The sequence below is a fragment of the Enterobacter sp. HG048 genome, from assembly GCF_024702055.1.
GTDB classification, from domain to species: domain Bacteria; phylum Pseudomonadota; class Gammaproteobacteria; order Enterobacterales; family Enterobacteriaceae; genus Enterobacter; species Enterobacter dykesii.
Genome location: NZ_JANLIZ010000011.1, coordinates 132,214 through 150,264 on the forward strand (window position 1 = coordinate 132,214; position 18,051 = coordinate 150,264).

13 protein-coding genes are annotated in these 18,051 nt (G+C 56.3%); 6 read left to right on the forward strand and 7 right to left on the reverse strand.

The annotated features are described in order from the left end of the window. Window positions 1-85 precede the first annotated feature (85 nt). On the forward strand, window positions 86-1,735 hold the full coding sequence (locus NUX24_RS14350; RefSeq protein WP_111963711.1) for an alpha,alpha-trehalase: 1,650 nt from the start codon (window positions 86-88) through the stop codon (window positions 1,733-1,735). Between the two features lie 58 nt (window positions 1,736-1,793). On the opposite strand, the gene NUX24_RS14355 is transcribed toward NUX24_RS14350, so the two are convergent. Further along, complete coding sequence (locus NUX24_RS14355; RefSeq protein ID WP_257832340.1) at window positions 1,794-3,383, reverse strand: STY4199 family HEPN domain-containing protein; 1,590 nt, start codon at window positions 3,381-3,383, stop codon at window positions 1,794-1,796. A gap of 148 nt (window positions 3,384-3,531) precedes the next feature. On the opposite strand from NUX24_RS14355, the gene NUX24_RS14360 reads away from it, so the two are divergent. Beyond that, window positions 3,532-4,071 carry a GNAT family N-acetyltransferase gene (locus tag NUX24_RS14360; RefSeq protein ID WP_257832342.1) on the forward strand — a complete coding sequence of 180 codons (540 nt, stop codon included), beginning with the start codon at window positions 3,532-3,534 and terminating at the stop codon, window positions 4,069-4,071. 200 nt (window positions 4,072-4,271) lie between these two features. Here NUX24_RS14360 and NUX24_RS14365 read toward each other — a convergent pair whose 3' ends face one another. After that, a complete protein-coding gene (locus NUX24_RS14365) occupies window positions 4,272-5,030 on the reverse strand; it encodes an SDR family NAD(P)-dependent oxidoreductase (RefSeq protein ID WP_047652944.1) in 759 nt (252 codons plus the stop codon). A gap of 119 nt (window positions 5,031-5,149) precedes the next feature. Between NUX24_RS14365 and NUX24_RS14370 the strand changes: the two genes are divergently transcribed. The 3 genes from NUX24_RS14370 (at window position 5,150) to NUX24_RS14380 (ending at window position 8,708) form a co-directional block, all read left to right on the forward strand. Next, window positions 5,150-6,049 (forward strand): LysR family transcriptional regulator, encoded by a 900-nt coding sequence (locus tag NUX24_RS14370; RefSeq protein WP_047652945.1) that lies wholly within the window; start codon window positions 5,150-5,152, stop codon window positions 6,047-6,049. A gap of 50 nt (window positions 6,050-6,099) precedes the next feature. After that, window positions 6,100-7,125, forward strand: a complete 1,026-nt coding sequence (yhjD, locus tag NUX24_RS14375) for an inner membrane protein YhjD (protein ID WP_047652969.1) — start codon at window positions 6,100-6,102, stop codon at window positions 7,123-7,125. A 260-nt stretch (window positions 7,126-7,385) separates the two neighbouring features. Continuing rightward, on the forward strand, window positions 7,386-8,708 hold the full coding sequence (locus tag NUX24_RS14380; protein WP_023309582.1) for an MFS transporter: 1,323 nt from the start codon (window positions 7,386-7,388) through the stop codon (window positions 8,706-8,708). A 41-nt stretch (window positions 8,709-8,749) separates the two neighbouring features. Here NUX24_RS14380 and NUX24_RS14385 read toward each other — a convergent pair whose 3' ends face one another. After that, on the reverse strand, window positions 8,750-10,792 hold the full coding sequence (locus NUX24_RS14385) for an AsmA family protein (RefSeq protein WP_257832347.1): 2,043 nt from the start codon (window positions 10,790-10,792) through the stop codon (window positions 8,750-8,752). A 65-nt stretch (window positions 10,793-10,857) separates the two neighbouring features. Then, the gene (pdeH, locus tag NUX24_RS14390; RefSeq protein ID WP_257832349.1) at window positions 10,858-11,631 is read right to left on the reverse strand and encodes a cyclic-guanylate-specific phosphodiesterase; all 774 of its coding nucleotides are present in this window, start codon (window positions 11,629-11,631) and stop codon (window positions 10,858-10,860) included. A 229-nt stretch (window positions 11,632-11,860) separates the two neighbouring features. Between pdeH and NUX24_RS14395 the strand changes: the two genes are divergently transcribed. Further along, window positions 11,861-12,790 carry a sugar kinase gene (locus NUX24_RS14395; protein WP_257832351.1) on the forward strand — a complete coding sequence of 310 codons (930 nt, stop codon included), beginning with the start codon at window positions 11,861-11,863 and terminating at the stop codon, window positions 12,788-12,790. Between the two features lie 63 nt (window positions 12,791-12,853). Here NUX24_RS14395 and NUX24_RS14400 read toward each other — a convergent pair whose 3' ends face one another. The 3 genes from NUX24_RS14400 to hmsP all read right to left on the reverse strand — a co-directional run bounded on the left by NUX24_RS14400 (window position 12,854) and on the right by hmsP (window position 18,026). Beyond that, a complete protein-coding gene (locus NUX24_RS14400; RefSeq protein WP_047173984.1) occupies window positions 12,854-14,347 on the reverse strand; it encodes a pitrilysin family protein in 1,494 nt (497 codons plus the stop codon). Between the two features lie 226 nt (window positions 14,348-14,573). Beyond that, a complete protein-coding gene (locus tag NUX24_RS14405) occupies window positions 14,574-15,860 on the reverse strand; it encodes a dicarboxylate/amino acid:cation symporter (protein WP_126330567.1) in 1,287 nt (428 codons plus the stop codon). Window positions 15,861-16,019: 159 nt separating this feature from the next. Continuing rightward, on the reverse strand, window positions 16,020-18,026 hold the full coding sequence (gene hmsP / locus NUX24_RS14410; RefSeq protein WP_214577475.1) for a biofilm formation regulator HmsP: 2,007 nt from the start codon (window positions 18,024-18,026) through the stop codon (window positions 16,020-16,022). Window positions 18,027-18,051: the final 25 nt, after the last annotated feature.

Here is an 18,051-nt window from a genome sequence, read left to right on the forward strand (position 1 = left end):
CCCATCTACCGAAGCGAATGTCTACGCTTATAAGACGCCCGGATAAACCTGTCTTTTGAACACACAACCGGAGGTCCCTATCACCATGTTCAACCAGAAACTACAGGCTACCGAGAACATCGAGTTCGAGATTGCAGAAGAGCTGCGCTACGAGACCGATCCCTGCGAGTTGAAACTGGATGAAATGATTGAGGCGGAGCCGGAACCCGAAATGATCGAGGGGCTACCCGCCTCCGATGCGTTGACGCCCGCAGACCGCTATCTTGAACTGTTCGAGCACGTGCAGTCGACGCGGCTGTTTGCGGACAGTAAAACCTTCCCAGACTGCGCACCGAAGATGGATCCGCTGGATATCCTGATCCGCTACCGCAAGGTCAGACGCCACCGGGATTTCGACCTGCGCCAGTTTGTGGAGAACCACTTCTGGATGCCGGAAACGTACGGCACAGAATATGTCTCCGACCCGGGACTCTCCCTGAAAGAGCACATTGATAACCTGTGGCCGGTGCTGACGCGCGAGCCGCAGGATCACATTCCCTGGTCTTCCCTGCTGGCACTGCCGCAGGCCTATATCGTCCCCGGCGGGCGATTCAGCGAGACCTACTACTGGGATTCCTATTTCTCCATGCTGGGGCTGGCAGAGAGTGGCCGTAACGATCTGCTCAAGTGTATGGCGGACAACTTCGCCTGGCTGATTGAACGCTACGGGCATATCCCCAACGGCAATCGCACCTATTATCTCAGCCGCTCGCAGCCGCCGGTCTTTGCCCTGATGGTGGAGCTGTTCGAGGAGGACGGCGTGCGCGGGGCGAAACGCTATCTGGACCACCTCAAAATGGAGTACGCCTTCTGGATGGACGGCGCGGAGTCGCTGCTGCTTAATCAGGCTTACCGCAGCGCCGTGCGCATGCCGGACGGTTCACTGCTCAACCGCTACTGGGACGACCGTGATACCCCGCGCGACGAATCGTGGATTGAGGACGTGGAAACGGCCCGCCACTCGGGTCGTCCGCCCAATGAGGTGTACCGCGACCTGCGCGCGGGTGCGGCGTCCGGCTGGGATTACTCGTCCCGCTGGCTGCGCGATCCGTCGCGGCTCGCCAGCATCCGCACGACGCAGTTTATTCCCATCGATCTGAACGCCTTCCTGTTCAAGCTGGAAAGCGCTATTGCCAACATCTCGGCGTCGAAAGGGGATAAAGAGACGGCAGAGGAATTCCGCCAGAAAGCCAACGATCGCCGCGCGGCGGTGAACCGCTATCTGTGGGATGAGGAGAGCGGCTGTTACCGCGATTACGACTGGCGACGCGAAGAGCTGGCGCTGTTTTCTGCCGCCAGCATTGTGCCGCTGTATGTTGGAATGGCGACGCACGAGCAGGCAGAACGTTTGTCGGATGCGGTCAAGGCGCGTCTGCTGACGCCGGGCGGAATTCTGGCGACCGAGTACGAAACCAGCGAGCAGTGGGATAAACCCAACGGCTGGGCACCGCTGCAGTGGATGGCGATTCAGGGGTTCAAGCAGTACGGCAACGACTCGCTGGGCGATGAGATCGCCTGGAGCTGGCTGCATACGGTGAACCATTTTTATAAGACGCATCACAAGCTGATTGAGAAGTACCACATCGCCAGCAGTACACCGCGCGAAGGTGGCGGAGGTGAGTATCCGCTGCAGGACGGTTTCGGCTGGACGAACGGCGTGGTGCGGCGGCTGATTGGGCTATATGGGGAACCTTAAGCGGGGTGCGGTCTGGTGCCCTCACCCCGGCCTCTCCCACAGGGAGAGGGAAAAGAGATCAGCGAATCACCTCATAAATGGCAGTCTGAATGGACTGCCATTTTTTCGTGGTGGCATCCGGCTGCGACTGCGCGCGGCGTGTGGCCATGTCGAGATCGTGCTGCTGGCGTTTCACCACGGCAGGCACGGTGCAGAAAGCTTTGAGATACTCTTTACGAACCGAGGTCAGAGACTCCCCGTTCGACATGGCGTGGCTGAGCGTGTTGATGAAGCGACGACACGGCTTCTCTTCCACCATGTTCTGCCGGTAGCGTAACATCAGCTCCAGCACATCGTCATAGCCTGCCGACATCGCCTCTTCGGTCCAGGAGAGCTTCCAGTCCATACCGCCCTGCAAAAAGAGCTGGGTCACGCGGGTATCGTTGCGGTTAATGGCCGAGCGGAAATTATTCTCGTCCCAGGTCACCCCCATGCGCGTGAGCGTTTCGCGCGAAGAAGGCGTCTCGCGCATTTCCTGCGGAGGAGCCGCTTCAGCCGCGCTGACGGTCGCTGGCTGCGGCTTGCTGCTGGTCACCAGCCAGAAGCCCCCTGCCACAATGGCAATAACCATAACGCCAACCGCCCCCCATAGCGCACCGGAAATGAGCTGCTCGCGTTGTTCGGGCGTACGCGGTGCGCGCTGGGTCGGCTTTTCAATGGTGTCCCGGACTTCAAAAAGATCCCCACCGGTGACCCGATCCATTTTCTGCGCCTTTTCCCAGAAAGTATGCAATTCGCTGGCATCTACCGCCATGAATCCGGCCGGATTGACGCGCGTTCTCCCCTCTTCAAACGCCCGTTGCACGGGCCGCGCGATCTGCGTGTAGTAATTATCCAGCAGCTGGATTTGCGCCGAGCTTAACGTTTTCTGAACGGTGATGTTGTTGCGGATTTGCCGAATGTCATCGAGGAAGGTTTGCAGCGTTTTGCGCGGTTCAACCAGCAGCGTCAGCATCGACGGGTCGCTGAACAGCGAAGCGTAATAGCGGCTGAACTCTTTTTTATCCACCAGCATCTGCGCCAGTTCACTGAACATCATGCCGCTGAGGACATCATTGATCTCGCCAAGCTTCAGCCAGCGCCGCACGCGGTCAGCGTTAAACAGGGTCTTCAGATGGTTGTTCAGCCGCACCTGATCGGGCCAGGCCTGCTGGATGAGCCCTTTAATCATCAGCTCAATCGCGCGTACCTGCTTGTGCGCCTGCTGCTGCTGGAGTTCGTTTCCCGGCGCCAGGTCCGTGCTGTAGGTCAACAGCGGCTGCTGCAGGCGAAGATGTTCCAGCGCGGTCACAAACCGCATCGCCGCAATAAGCTGGTTTTCACTCACATCCTGTCCGCTTTCATACTGCGGAACGCGCTGCTGCAGCAGGCGTAGCTGGAGCGTAAATTCCGACATCTCGGCATCATTAAGGTTGAGTTTTTTCGCAACGGCTCCCCAGCCGCCCTGAGCTAATCGCGCGCTGTCGAGTTGTTCCAGGAACCAGCGTGGATCTTTGCCCTCAGAAGCATGTACATTCAGAAGGAGTAAAATTTCCACCGACGCAAGGCGAATGACCGCCAGACAGTGTTCAAACTGTTCGCGAATATGATGTGATGTGCTGAGAGTCATTGTTTTCCTTAAGCGACAACGAAGACATCCGGAATGGGCACGAAACGCCCTTTATTCTTTTTATTTATACGCGGTTAACCATACCTGACTTTCTGTTGAAATAAAGTGACAACCCTAAAATGATTTAAAATGTTTCAGGAGAATCCGAATGCCGGTTTTAATTACCTCTCGCCTGACCTGTTCGCCCCTGCAGGAACAAGACTGGCCCTTTTTTCTGGCGCTACAGCAGCACCCGGACGTGATGCGCTTTGTGGCGGAAGACCGCCCCGTCGCGGCGATCCGTGAGGCGTTTGATTCGCGCCTGACCCCATGGGTACCGGGCAGCGCGCACTGGCTTTGTCTCGTCGTACGTGACACCGCCTCACAGGGCCCGCTGGGCGTTACCGGCTATATTCATCGGGGGGAGGACTGCGCAGAAGTGGGCTTCCTTTTCGCCCCCGAGGCGCAGGGGAAAGGTTACGGCTTTGAAACCCTGAAAGCGCTTTGCGATTACGCTTTTCATCAGGGCGGTATACGGCGACTCACCGCCACCGTCGCCGCGGGAAATGTCGCTTCAAGACGCCTGCTGGAAAAAGCCCACTTTCGCCTGGAAGGGGAATTACGCGAGAGCTATTATCTTGCGGGGCGCTGGCAAAATGACTGGCTATTTGGTTTATTACAGCAGGAATACCTGAATAATAATTCCTGACCAACCGCTTTTTAGCAGATATTCCCCGGACATCGTTTCCTCTTTAGTGTCGCTATTAAGAGGAAACGAATATCAAACGTCATTCGCTGTAAATATTTTCTGCGGCCATTGCGTTAATAAAAAAACATTAGGGTCTTTCTCTGGCGAAATATTGTGATTAAGGGTCTCCTTAAGAGGATTCTTCCCCTTAAGCCCGTGCATCACAGGAACATACCGCCAGAGACTTCAATACGTTGCGCATTCATCCAGCCCAGCTTATCGCTGAGCAGTGCCGCAATGGCATCGCCGATATCGTCCGGCAAACCCACCCGTCCCAGCGCCGTCTGCGACGCCAGCATCTGATTCAGCTCCGCGTTGTCGCGCACGCGTCCGCCGCCAAAGTCTGTTTCTATCGCGCCAGGCGCAATGATATTGACGGAAATGCCGCGCGCGCCCAGCTCTTTCGCCTGATAACGCGTCAGCACTTCCATCGCCCCCTTCATCGCCGCGTAGGTCCCTGAACCCGGCTGGGTAAAACGGGCCAGCCCGCTGGAGACGTTGAGGATCCGTCCCCCGTCGTTAAGCAGCGGCAGCAGGCGCTGGGTCAGGAAGAAAGGTCCTTTGAAATGAATGTTCAGCGCTTCATCAAACTGGGCTTCCGTCGTGTCGGCATAGGGCGCGTATAAACCCGTTCCGGCATTGTTCAATAAATAGTCAAAGGTTTCGCGCTGCCAGACGGTCTTAAGGGTTTCCTGAAGCTGTCGGGCAAAATGATCAAAACTCGTGATATCCCCGACGTTGAGCTGTAATGCCGCTGCGTTGACGCCTTTTTGCTGAATTTCATGCACAACATCCAGCGCTTCCTGCTGGCTACGGTTGTATGTCAGGACAATTCCCGTGCCGTCTGCCGCCAGCTTTAACGCAGCGTTTTTGCCCAGACCACGGCTACCACCCGTCACTAATGCGATACGTTCACTCATCATAAACCTCGTTTTGGCTGTTAAGGAGATTGAGAAAGAGCTTATTAGGTGATAGAAAATCAATAAAGATGGGTTAAAACGCTTCACTGTTTCAGCAGAAACAACAATGAGCTTCCTCTATGGATAAAATTCACGCAATGCAGTTGTTCGTCCGCGTCGCGGAACTGGAGAGTTTTTCCCGCGCGGCCGAAACGTTAACCCTGCCGAAAGGCAGCGTCTCGCGGCAAATTCAGGCCCTGGAAAACCGGCTTGGCACCCAGCTATTGCACCGCACCACGCGACGCGTCAGCCTGACGCAGGACGGCATGGTCTATTACGAGCGGGCCAAAGATCTGCTGGCAAACCTTGATGAACTCGACGGCATGTTTCAGCACGATCCCTCCAGCATCAGCGGTCGGCTCCGCGTGGATATGCCCGTCGGCGTTGCTCGAAATTTAGTCATCCCCAAACTGCCTGCTTTTCTGCAGCACTATCCGGGCATTGAACTTGAGCTCAGCAGCAGCGATCGTCTTGTGGATGTGATCCGCGAAGGGTTTGATTGCGTGGTGCGCGTCGGCACGCTTAAGGATTCAGGGCTGATTGCCCGTCCGCTGGGCAAGCTATCGGTGATTAACTGCGCCAGCCCGGATTATCTGGCGCGTTTTGGCTATCCGGAAACCCTGGACGATTTAGGCTCGCACGCCGTCATTCATTACACCGCTACGCTGGGAACACGCCCCCAGGGTTTTGAGTTTTATAACGGCAGTGCAACGCAGTGGATAAAAACGGGCGGGGTCTTAACCGTCAACAGCACGGAAACTTACCAGGCTGCCTGTCTCGCCGGGCTGGGCATTATTCAGGTGCCGCGGGTTGGTGTGCGCGATTTACTGCGCGCGAAGAAGCTGATTGAGATCCTCCCGCAATACCGGGCCGAACCGATGCCTGTTTCCCTGATTTACCCCCACCGCCGCAACCTCTCCCGCCGGGTCCATCTGTTCATGGAGTGGCTAACTGAACTCACAAAAGCTTACGTGGACTAGCCGCAAGCTATAATTCAAAAACATCCAGCCAAACGAAAAGGAAAATGCGCGTGACGCCGGAAAACAATCCGCAACGACCGACTCAACATTTAGAGTATGACCCCATCAAAAAGATGGAGACCGGGCCCGAAGAGGCCAAAACGCCAGGCACCGCCAGCAAAGCGCTGGGGACCGTCACCGGTATCGCCGCGAGAATTCAGCAGCTTCCCATGATTGCGCACCTGATACGCGCCACAGAACGGTTTAATGACCGCATGGGGAACCAGTTTGGTGCCGCCATCACCTATTTTTCCTTCCTGTCGATGATACCAATCCTGATGGTGTCGTTTGCGGCAGCCGGTTTTGTGCTCGCGTCGCACCCGACGCTACTGCAGGATATCTTCAATAAGATCCTGAATAACGTCAGTGACCCGACCCTTGCCAGCACGCTCAAGAGCACCATCAATACCGCCGTTCAGCAGCGTACCACCGTGGGCATCGTCGGTTTGCTGATTGCCCTTTACTCCGGCGTTAACTGGATGGGCAACCTGCGCGAGGCCATCCGCGCCCAGTCGCGCGACGTCTGGGAGCGTAAGCCGCAGGACCAGGAGAAAATATGGGTTAAGTATCTCCGCGATTTTGTTTCGCTGATTGGCCTGCTCGTCGCGCTGATCGTGACGCTTTCCATTACCTCCGTGGCGGGCTCGGCGCAGCAGATGATCATCTCCGCGCTTTACCTTGATTACATCGAATGGCTGAAGCCCGCCTGGCGCGGCATTGGGCTGGCCATTTCCATCTTCGCCAACTACCTGCTGTTCTTCTGGATCTTCTGGCGCTTGCCGCGCCATCGTCCGCGCAAGAAGGCGCTGCTCCGCGGCACGTTGATTGCGGCGATCGGCTTTGAGGTGATCAAAATCGTGATGACCTACACGCTACCGTCGCTGGTGAAATCCCCTTCCGGCGCGGCGTTTGGCTCGGTGCTGGGGCTGATGGCCTTCTTCTACTTCTTCGCCCGCCTGACCCTGTTCTGCGCGGCATGGATTGCCACCGCCGAGTACAAAGGCGACACGCGAATGCCGGGCAAAACGCACCGCTAGCCCCGCTCTCGGGCTGAAATTTCAGCCCGATCCTTCATTTCAGCATATAAATCCAGCCCGTAACTTTTATTTAACCGAAAACCAGTTTAATTGACCAATATTTAAAATCTGTGAAGCATTTCATAGATGTGTTTTCGCTGGTCTGAAAATTATCCGCTTTTTGTTGTTTTTATCACCAGCCCGCGGCTTTGTTACAGATTGAAATGTCGCTTTTGCTGTGCGTAATATGGCCTTTCGTTCGACAAAAATAAGAAAATATTATGCAAGCAACCGCCACCACACTCGACTCAGGAACGGAAAACGTTCCGGTAAACTCGCGCAATAAAGTCGTCGTCGCATCGCTGATTGGCACCGCCATTGAGTTCTTCGACTTTTATATTTATGCCACCGCCGCGGTCATCGTCTTCCCGCATATTTTCTTCCCGCAGGGCGATCCGACGGCGGCCACGCTGCAGTCTCTGGCGACTTTTGCTATCGCGTTTGTTGCGCGTCCGATTGGCTCTGCGCTGTTTGGACACTTTGGCGATCGCATTGGCCGAAAAGTCACCCTGGTGGCCTCGCTGCTGACGATGGGCATCTCCACCGTAGCCATCGGTCTGCTGCCGACCTATGAAACCATCGGCATTCTGGCGCCGGTCCTGCTGGCGCTGGCGCGTTTTGGTCAGGGTCTGGGGCTGGGCGGTGAATGGGGCGGCGCGGCGCTGCTGGCCACCGAGAACGCCCCGGCGCGCAAGCGCGCGCTGTACGGTTCATTCCCGCAGCTGGGCGCTCCGATTGGCTTCTTCTTTGCCAACGGGACGTTCCTGCTGCTCTCCTGGCTGCTGACGGATGAACAGTTCATGAGCTGGGGCTGGCGTCTCCCGTTTATCTTCTCAGCCGTGCTGGTGCTGATTGGCCTGTACGTGCGCGTTTCGCTGCATGAGACGCCTGTTTTCGCGAAAGTGGCCGCGGCGAACAAGCAGGTGAAAGTGCCGCTGGGTACGCTGCTGACCAAACACGTCCGCGTGACCGTACTGGGCACGTTCATCATGCTGGCTACCTATACGCTTTTCTACATTATGACCGTCTACTCCATGACGTTCAGTACCGCCGCCGCGCCGGTTGGCCTGGGCCTGCCGCGTAATGAAGTGCTGTGGATGCTGATGATGGCGGTGATCGGGTTTGGTGTGATGGTACCGATTGCGGGCCTGCTGGCGGATAAATTCGGTCGTCGTGCGAGCATGATTACGATCACCACGCTCATCATTCTGTTTGCTCTGTTCGTCTTCCCGCCGCTGCTGGGTTCAGGTAGCCCGGCGCTGGTGATGGCCTATCTGCTGATTGGCCTGAGCCTGATGGGGCTGACCTTCGGCCCGATGGGCGCGCTGCTGCCCGAGCTGTTCCCGACGGAAGTACGTTATACCGGTGCGTCATTCTCCTACAACGTTGCCTCTATTCTGGGCGCGTCCGTTGCGCCGTATATCGCCACCTGGCTGCAGGCGAACTATGGTCTGTTCTATGTGGGGGTCTATCTGGCGGCAATGGCGGCGCTGACGCTGATTGCGCTGCTGCTGACGCACGAAACTAAGCACCAGGCTCTGTAATTCACTGCGGCCTGACGCCCCTCTCCCACAGGGAGAGTGAGCTACTTCTTCATCTGCGACAAAATAGTCCGGCACTGATTGGCCTCGCCTTCTGACGGTGAAATCAACGCCAGTAGGGCTGCGGCTGGGGTGACCAGCGTCGCCAGTGCCGCAGCCACCGCACCGCGCGCAATCAGCGGTCCGGGCTTCACGCCCGCCTGCGGGTTTTTGAAGGTTCCGCGCACGTAAAGCGGCGAGCGCAGGGTGATGATGCGGATCCCCTTACTTTCCGGGTCAATCGTCAGATCAAGCTGCTCCGAGGCCATGCTGGCGGTACCGGTTACGTTAATCACCGCGTTTTCCGTGTCGAAGGCAAATATCTGCGGACGCGCCACGCCGTTAACCAGATCCAGATTGGCCGCCGCGCAGTTCACCCGCACCTCGTCATCACCGAAGATTTGCCCGATGACGTAGTTACCCACGTTCAGCCCCAGGATCTCCATCAGGTTTCGGCTCACCAGCCCGTCGTTCATCAGCAGCTTCAGGTTACCATTGCCGCTGCCCAGCAGCGCCGCCACCGAGTTCCCCACGCCGCGAATGTCGGCATCACCATTCATTTCACCGAGGGTTTTCTGCATCAGCTCTACGTTCGGCATCAGCTCTTTCAGCTTCAATCGACGCGCCTGGATCTCCGCCCGCCCCTGCATCGGCTTCTTATCGCCTTCCAGATGAATGTTCGAAGAAATCGTCCCACCCGCCATGCCGAACTTCAGCGGCTGCAGGCGCAGGTCGGCGTTTTTGAGGAGGATATGGGTCGAAAGATTGCTGATCGGCAGCGTACTGCCATGTTCAATTTTTCCGCCTTTGAAGCGCACATCCGCATCCATCACGTTCCATTTGTCGGTTTCGAAGCGATCGTATGGCAGCACTTTGCCGGCAGGCTGAACATCCTTTTTGACCTCTTTCGACTTTGTGCCTTTGCCTGAGTCCACGCCAATCAGCGGACCCAGATCGGCCAGACGCAGCTGACGGGACTCCACATCCCCTTCCAGTTTCGGGCGCGGTTTTCCGGTGGTGTAGGTCAGCGTGCCGTGGATATCGCTGTCGCCGATCCGGCCGTTGAAATCCCGGTAGTCAAAAACGGACGCTTTTTCAGTATCGATTTTGGCGACCAGATGCCCGTCCGTTTCGAACGGCGGGGTATCCGGCAGCAGCACGCCGGTCAGTTCATACAGCTCGCCCAGCGAATCGCCTGCAAATTTAAGCTGAAGGTCGACGCCCCCCATATTCATCGGGTCGTTGACCGTGCCCACGAACGCCACGCGGGTGTTACCGGAACGGAAGTCCGCCTGCACCGGGAACGGCGTGCCTTCGCTCCGAAGCGCCAGCATCCCGCCGATTTTCCCTTTACCGCTGAGAGGCTGATCGTTATATCGTCCTTTTGCCGTCAGGCCGAAGACATAGTCACCCACGCTTGCCGCGTCACCTTTCGCTTTCGTGCCCGTGACCTCGCTAAACGGCAGCGGTTTGCCCAGCGGATCGACCAGGATCTCCACGTCCGCCTTGCTGACCTTATCGTCGATGGCGATCCGCCCGCGATCGAAAAGAATATTGTCGAGACGGAATGACCAGGAAGAAGGCTGGGCATTCGGATCTTTTTCGCTGTCGCTGGCAAGGTTAAACGTCCAGTTGTTGTTTTTTTCTGAAAGTCGGATCAGACGCGCATCGGGCTGCTGAAGTTTGATCCACGGCAGATAGACCGTTTTGGTGAGGAGCGCTAACGGAGCCAGCGTGGCTTCAACGCGCGGCAGGTGGATCATGGTGACGTCCGGGATATCCGGCGGGTTGCCGAGAATGATGTCGTCGGCATGGACGTGTGGCCAGGGGATCCAGCTTCGCCAGCCTGGCTCCTCTTTCTGACGCTCCCACACCACCCCTAAATCACCGCGTATGGCGAAGGGGCGGTTCAGTTCGGTTGAGACTTTCTGGTTGATGGTCGGCTTGAGACGGTTCCAGTCAAACGTCGCAATAATGATGGCGACGACCACGATCAACAACAAGAAAATCCCTGCTGTCCAGGAGATTACCCTGGTTGTTCTCGTCATTTTTATCCCCTTTCCTGATGACCTGTCCTGTAAAACTATAGTCCAGACAAAGGGAAGCGGGCTTATCAGAGGGTCATTATCACGCTATCGAGGCGATCCATTGGGACTGGGCGCGAGAGATAATAGCCTTGCGCCGCCGCTGCGGGAGAGTTTTGCACATCACGCCACTCTTCCAGTGTTTCCACACCTTCAACAATCACGCCCTGGCAATAGCGGTTCATCAGCTGTAATAACAGCGTAAACAGATTCCGCCCTTCCGGGGTCTGACGCAGCATAATGAACAGGTCGCGGGCCACCTTAATGTAGTCGTAGCGCACTTCACTCAGGGCGGAGAAGTTCGCCATGCCGGTGCCAAAGTCATCCAGCCACAGCGGGCCGTATTCGCATATCGACGCAAACGAGGAATCCTGCGGCAGGCGGACATGCTCCACCAGCTCAAAGCGCATCCACGGAAGAGTGGCGATCAGCTCCTGCAATTTTGCGTTCTGACGCAGCGCCAGCAGGGTTGGACCATCGACGTTCACCGAGGCGAGGATATCGTGCTGTTCGAAAAAGGACTGCTTCGTCGCCAGCATACGAAGCTGCTCTTCCAGCACGTCCAGACGCTGGCGAACGGCAACTTCGGCAAAATAGCGATCCGGCGGGATGCGCTGAGTAGGGTTTGTGGGGTGCGTAACGACGGTTAATATTTCAATTGCCATCAGTCGACCATCTGTTCGGTAAATCGGCTGATAGGTGTACGCACGCTCACATTGCAGCCAGTAGCGATGCTCCTGCAAGTTCTCAATACTTGCCTCAGGCGTAGTGCTCAGCCGCTGGATAACCTGCTCTGACTTCATTTCAGATGTCCTGTTGTTGGGATAGCCTTTCTGGACTCGTCACAGGATTATCGGCGCGACAATTGAGAACTTTATGTTCAATTCACCGGGAAAATGAAATTAAGATGACAGAAATGCGCGGTAACACGCGCTGGCTCAAATAAAATAATGGAACGTTGTTTTAATATAGTTGACCGGTTAATTCACTCAGCGCACACTGCTGATAATTCTTCTGTTCAGGTTAACGATTATGTCCAAAAAAATTGCCGTGATTGGCGAATGCATGATTGAGCTGTCGCAAAAAGGCGCGGAAGTCAGCCGCGGATTTGGTGGCGATACGTTAAACACCTCGGTTTACATTGCCCGTCAGGTTTCACCTGAGGCGCTCACCGTGAACTACGTGACCGCCCTGGGCACGGACAGCTTCAGCCAGCAAATGCTGGAGGCCTGGCAGAGTGAACATGTTGAAACGTCGCTGATTCAGCGTATGGAGAACCGCCTCCCGGGGCTTTATTACATCGAAACCGACAGTACAGGCGAACGCACGTTTTATTACTGGCGTAACGAAGCCGCGGCCAAATTCTGGCTGGAGAGCGACGCGGCCGCGGCCATCTGTGAAGAGCTGGCGACCTTTGACTACCTCTATCTGAGCGGGATTAGCCTGGCGATTTTAAGCCCCAGCAGCCGTGAAAAGCTGCTCTCGCTGCTGCGCGAATGCCGGGCAAACGGCGGCAAGGTTATTTTCGATAACAACTACCGCCCGCGCCTGTGGGCCAGCCGCGAAGAGACGCAGCAGGTCTACCAACAGATGCTGCAATGCACCGACATCGCCTTCCTGACGCTCGACGATGAAGACGCCCTGTGGGGTGAGAAACCGGTAGAGGACGTGATTGCACGCACGCAGGCGGCAGGCGTGAGCGAAGTGGTGATTAAGCGCGGTGCAGATTCGTGCCTGGTCGCGGTGGCGGGCGAAGCGCTGGTTGACGTTCCGGCGGTGAAGCTTGCCAAAGAGAAAGTGATTGATACCACGGCGGCCGGTGATTCATTCAGCGCGGGTTATCTGGCGGTACGTCTGACGGGTGGAACGCCGGAAGCGGCGGCACAGCGTGGGCACCTGACGGCCAGCACGGTGATTCAGTATCGCGGAGCGATTATTCCGCGCGAGGCGATGCCTGTTTAAGGAGGGTGCGGGCTGATGCCCTCACCTTAACCCTCTCCCACAGGGAGAGGGAACGTTTAAGCATTACTGCCCTTGCGGAATATCCGTCGCGTCCGGATGTAAATCATCAGCCGTGGCGGCCTGCGCAGGCTGCGGTGCGGTAGCCATAATGGAATCCCAGGTCTTCTGAAGTTCCTTCATGTCATATTCCGGCTCGCCCTTCGGCTGCAGGAGGATCAACGCCATCTCCTGCGACAGCTGCTGACGGAGGTCCTGATTGAGCATATCGACGGTCAGACCGTTCAGGAAATCCTGACGAAGCTTCTGGTACTGTTCCGGCGCAATGTCCACCACCTGATTCTGCAGGGAACGAATACGCTGGCTGATCAGAATGTCGGTATCGGCGCGAGCGTAGGTCGCAAACAGCTTCTGCAGCTCGAGTTTTTTCTGCGCCACGAGAGCGTTGAATTCCTCTTCGGAAAGCCCTTCTTTACGCACTTTTGCCAGCTCTTTTGCGACCACGCCCAGATTGGCATTCAGCTTATCGCCCGGCGATTCAACGTTGATGGCACACTGCGCACGCTGGAACAGCACGCGGCAGTCAAAGCCAAGACCGATATTCTTCACGTTGTTCTTGCTCAGCGTCTGCTGAACGTGCCAGAACAGCGCTTCACGCGCCAGATCGGCACGCCAGTAGCGCAGCATCGCCGCGGACTCGCGGATGGGCTGCCAGGCGTTATCCCACATGACGGAGAGGCGATCCTGACGCACGGCGTCCGTCATAATGCTGACAGGCTCTGCACGCAGCGGAGAGAGCGTCGGGACAGGGGCTGGCGTTTCACGCTTGCCTTTTAAATCACCAAACGCTTTGTTGATCTGCTCCACCACCGCGCGGCTGTCCACGTTACCCACCACGATCAGCGTCATGGCGTCCGGGGTGTACCACTTCTGATAGAACGATTTTACCTGTTCGGCATCCACCGGCTGTTTCAGCGGTTCGGCCGGGTCATGTCCCAGTAACGTCGAGCCCTTCAGGCGATAACGCCACCAGCCCTCTTTGGTATCCCCGGGCCAGGTCGCCACCATGTCGCTGTTGCTCAGCGCATAGTTGACGGTGTCCGGCGTAATCGCCAGATTGCCAGAGGCATCGGAGAGATACGTAAGCGCTTCTTTTAGCAGATCGTTACGGTTATTTGGCAGGCTCAGGTTAAACATGGTGTAGTCATACGAGACCACAGCCGGAGGGAGCGGGCGTTTCGGATCGATGGCCTGCTGCCAAAGCGAACGCACCTGAACCGCTTGCAGGCTGCCGCTCTGCGTGAGCGCCAGCCGGGGAATAAAATGGCTAAAACCGGTTTGCTGGGTGCTTTCCGTGAGGGAACCGGTATTAATGGACAGACGGATTTCTACACGGTCACTGGGACGTTGCGGCGTGGCTAAAACCTGCCACTGAAAACCGTTCGCTAAGGTCCCTTGTTGCCAGGCCGGGTCTGGCTGGAGCGCATCTGCCTGCACATAACTGGCTGCTGCCATCATCAGCAAACCGCCGGTTAAGAGTCGAATTTTTGTGCCCTGCATGTGAACCCCTGATCAACATTCCTGGTTAAAAAGAGTGTTTCGCGACGCGCTTCACTCTTAAAGATGACGATGAAAACACGTCGATTAGACCGCGCGTTCGGCAAAACGTCACGGTCAGAAGTGAAATATACCCAAAAAAAATCTTGTCGAATTATGACAGGTACGAACAGTTATTATGCGCAGGAGCCCGCATCCCGACAAGGGAATACGGGCATTTGTGACAAGATTAGGAGGTTAAGCCAGGATTTTTGCTGTCAGATGAACGATTATTCAGAGTATCGTCGAGCTTTTTGTGATCCAGCTCTTTCACCCATTTCGCCACCACCACCGTTGCCACGCCGTTACCCACCAGGTTGGTTAACGCACGCGCCTCAGACATAAAGCGGTCAATACCCAGAATCAGCGCCAGACCCGCCACCGGCAGGTGACCCACAGCGGAAATAGTAGCAGCCAGCACGATAAAGCCACTGCCCGTCACGCCTGCCGCGCCTTTAGAGGAGAGCAGGAGCACCACCAGCAGGGTAATCTGGTGGAAAATATCCATATGGCTGTTGGTCGCCTGAGCGATAAACACGGCCGCCATCGTCAGGTATATCGAGGTGCCGTCCAGGTTGAAGGAGTAGCCCGTCGGGATCACCAGCCCGACCACCGATTTACGGCACCCCAGCTTTTCCATCTTGTCGAGCATACGCGGCAGCGCCGATTCTGAAGAGGATGTCCCCAGAACGATCAGCAGCTCTTCGCGGATGTAACGGATAAATTTGAAGATGTTGAAACCCGTCGCGCGGGCGATGGAGCCCAGCACCACCACCACGAAAAGGATACAGGTGATATAGAAGCAGATAATCAGCTGACCCAGCTGCACCAGCGTACCGACGCCATACTTACCGATGGTGAAGGCCATCGCACCGAAAGCACCGATCGGCGCCAGGCGCATGATCATATTGATGATGCCGAAAATCACCTGCGAGAAGCTTTCGATCACATTAAAGATAAGCTGGCCTTTGCTGCCCAGACGGTGCAGAGCAAAGCCAAACATCACGGCGAACAGCAGCACCTGCAGGATGTTACCGCTGGCGAAGGCGCCAATCACGCTGCCCGGTATCACGTCCAGCAGGAAGGCAACCACGCCCTGATCCTTCGCCTGCTCGGCATACACCGCGACCGCTTTGGCATCCAGCGTTGACGGGTCTACGTTCATCCCCGCGCCCGGCTGCACCACGTTGACGATGATCAGACCGATAATCAGTGCAAGGGTACTGACCACTTCAAAATAGAGAAGCGCCACTGCACCGGTACGGCCGACCGCCTTCATGCTTTCCATGCCAGCGATGCCCGTCACGACGGTACAGAAGATCACCGGCGCGATGACCATTTTGATGAGCTTAACGAACGCGTCGCCAAGCGGTTTCATTTGCGCGCCCAGCTCAGGGTAATAGTGACCCAGCAGAATACCGATGGCGATGGCTGTCAGGACCTGGAAATAAAGACTTTTGAAGAGTGAGGTTTTCATAAGGTGTCCTTGGGAAGAAAAACCACAGGCTTTGTAAGGTTATGGTTAACCTGCGGCTTTAAAATAACACCCACATAACAGGACAGAAATAAACTCAGTTCAAATTTGAAACACAAATGTTAAGAACTTTGAGCTGGCTCGCACAAGCCAGCAACAAAATTACACTTTTGCGTTATTGTCAGCACCAGAAAGGTATCGTTCTTCAAAGACATCCGAAGGAACAGCAGGGGCAAAAAGGAAGCCTTGTCCGCTCTCCACGCCCGCCTCTGCCAGCCAGGCGCGTTGCGCTTCGGTTTCAATTCCCTCGGCAATAAGATGCAGGTTGAGGCTGCGCGCCATCTGGATAATCGCCTGCACCATGCTGCTGTCGCCCGGCAGACCGTCGACAAACGCTTTGTCAATTTTGAGCACATCCACCGGAAGGGTTTTCATGTGCTGAAGCTGACGCAGCCCGGCGTATCCCATGCCAAAATCGTCAAGCGCAATGCGGATGCCGGCATTACGCAGCGGTTTCAGAATCGCGACCGCCTGATTGGGGTCGTCGATGCGTCGGCTCTCCGTCACTTCCAGAGTTAACGTATCAGGCTTGATTCGGTAACGATGGATCAGCTCCAGCATCTCTGAAACCATGGTTGGATGCATAAGCTGCAGGGCAGACAAATTGACCGACAGCGGCAGCGTCACGCCGCGCTCCTGCCAGGCGGCAAGCTGACGGCAGGACTCCTCCAGAACCCAGTAGCCGACGGTAACCATCAGGCCACAGGACTCAATGCGCTCAATCAGCCCTTCCGGCAGCTCCCATGAACCATCCGGCTGCTGCACGCGCAGCAGTGCCTCGGCGCTTTTCACTTCTCCCGTCAGCAAATTCACCTGCGGCTGTAGCCAGAGGGCAAACTGGCGGTTATCCAGCGCGGTCAGGATGTCGCTCTCTTCCGTCAGGCGCTGCTGCGCCTTTTCCATCTCTTCCGGCGCGAAGAACTGGATCTGATTTTTGCCTTTGCGCCGGGCGGTGAACGCCGCCGAGAACGCGCGATGATAAAGCTGCTCTGCCGTTAAATCGCCATAGTACATCGCAATACCGATACTGGCGCTTGGACGAAGCTGGATACCCTGAATGGGCAACCGCTCATTAATGACAGTGAGTACTTGCTGACCTAACGTGATCGCATGCCATGGTTCTTTTACGCCGTTAGCAATCACCACCAGGTCATAACCGCTGACCTGAGTCAGCACCATACGCGGGGCAAGGACAGATTTGATCTTTTCCACCAGGGTGAGCAGCAGCATTTCGCGCTGGCTCTCCTTGAGCACGCCAGCCGTGTCCTGCAGGGTTTCGCAGGCGATAACCATCAGCGCCGTGGTTTGCTGGCGCTCAACGGTTTGCTCCAGCATCGCCATCAGGAAGGCTTTATTGGGAAGCTCCGACACCGGGAAGCGCGTGGCGCTGCTGTTTAACTCATCCTGCTGGCGCTGGATGCGCTGCTGGTTGAGATTGTAGCTGCGCACCAGCATACCTATCTCATCGTCATGATGCAGACGCGGTAGCTCAAGCTGATGTCCCATCTGATCCTGCGGCGCAAGCGTATTCAGCTCGCGGGCGATACGGCGCAGCGGATGAACAATCAGCCGGTTAATGCACCAGGTGAGCGCCACGCTGAGAATAAGCGTCATAAGTAAGCAAGTGGTCACTAACGTAACCACCCAACTCATGACGAATTTATACATCCGGTAGGAGTCCGCCTGTAATACCAGATAGGCCAGCGGCTGCGGATTGGCAGGGCGTTCAAGCGAATAAACGGGCAGTGAAATCTGCACCGGCAGTTCAAACAGGCGCATCACCATCATCGGGACGGGACGCTCCGGGATAAAGCTCATCCGCAGCGCCTGAAACTGGTTGGGCAAGACGACGTCGGCGCGGCTAACAACGCCGGCAGGCTGAATACGTTTTAAAATGGTTTCCGCTTCGGGAATATCCCCTTTCAGGATAGAGGCAGAGAGCGGGCCGCGCACCGAGCGCGCGATACTTTCTAACTGCGAAGCCGTGTTATAGCGATTCTGCTGTACGGAATGAAACAGCAAAATTACGCAGAAGAGCAGTACAAACAGCATGGTGACGGCAGAAACCATCGCCATCTGTTTGATTGTTAAGGAACGGCTGACACGCAAAATGACTCTCCACAAAACTCGAGGC